2 protein-coding genes are annotated in these 1,132 nt (G+C 33.9%); both read left to right on the top strand.

All coding sequences use genetic code 11. The annotated features are described in order from the left end of the window. The first annotated feature begins 42 nt into the window (after nucleotides 1-42). The gene (locus INT19_RS00160) at nucleotides 43-381 is read left to right on the top strand and encodes a DNA cytosine methyltransferase (RefSeq protein ID WP_446719021.1); all 339 of its coding nucleotides are present in this window, start codon (nucleotides 43-45) and stop codon (nucleotides 379-381) included. Beyond that, on the top strand, nucleotides 378-1,132 hold a 755-nt coding region (locus tag INT19_RS00155), incomplete at its 3' end, for a hypothetical protein (RefSeq protein ID WP_193059255.1). The genes INT19_RS00160 and INT19_RS00155, both read left to right, overlap by 4 nt.

Raw genomic sequence — 1,132 nt, 5'->3', positions numbered from 1 at the left:
ATCCTACATACATTATGCACGAAAACTTTCGGTTAGGCACTTATATATACAATATCTGATAGGCTATGGCTTGGTCATATGAATAGAACAAAGAGAAATATAGAGCGAGGTACCGGTTTTACGGCTCATACCGCTAATCTTGACAAACCTTCTAACACAATAGTGGCTCGCTATGGTAAAGATGGTAAAGAGTGCTTAATCCCTCAGAAAAATAAAAACCCAAGACTCCTTACTCCAAGAGAATGCGCCAGACTCCAAGGATTTCCTGAATGCTTTATCGTACCTAAATCTCGAACACCTGCGTACAAACAATTCGGTAACTCTGTAGTTGTTCCAATCATCGAGGAAATAGCTAAAAAGATTATAAGGGATGCCCTATGAATTTTCAAAAATACTGTGACTTGATTCAGGATGATCAGAAGATAAAATCAGAAAAAACTTTATTATTAACATACACTAACTCGAAGAATGAGGCATTCAGCATATCACCGGAGAGCATCAGGCTTTTCCTTTTATTTTTGCTAAACAATTTTGATTTAGTTGTTTCTGCGTGGGAGAAAGTATCAACAAGAAAAGAAAACTTTTATCAATATGAAGAAAAATCATACAGAGAGATATATAAGTCAGCTAGCGACGAAGAACTGAAAATAATATCTTCAGCCGGTCGCAGCCAGACCAAAGCTTTGACAAAGCTAATTGCAAAATTAATTGGCTTTTTAAGCAGAAAAAATTATGAATCTCCTGAAAAAAATACTTTTTTTGATAAAAATTATATCAAGTTTGCTCTTGAAAACTGGGATAATATAATGGTTAGTACTCCTTCAAAATCAGGGGTAATAAACAATGAGAACATAAAAGAATCTTTCAGAATTTGGATGGTAAAAAATGGCTTACCTGAAAAAACTGCGTCATCTTATTCGGAAACAGGAATCACCTTTTGTAACAAATATTTATCTAGAATTAATATAAACGAAGAAAATCTTTATAAACTAAACCACAAACAAGTACTAAATACACTTAATGAATTAAAGAAAATAAATGATTGGTTGCAGGCAGATAAGAATGATAATTCGATGTATAGTGGTGCTTGTAAGTGGCTATTCAAAATTTATCGTGCGCTCAGACCCGTAGC

The organism is Halomonas sp. 3A7M, assembly GCF_014897875.1.
In the GTDB taxonomy this organism is placed as follows: Bacteria; Pseudomonadota; Gammaproteobacteria; order Pseudomonadales; family Halomonadaceae; genus Vreelandella.
The sequence above is the reverse complement of the archived record's forward strand: the minus strand, read 5'-3'. Positions and strand labels throughout refer to the sequence as shown.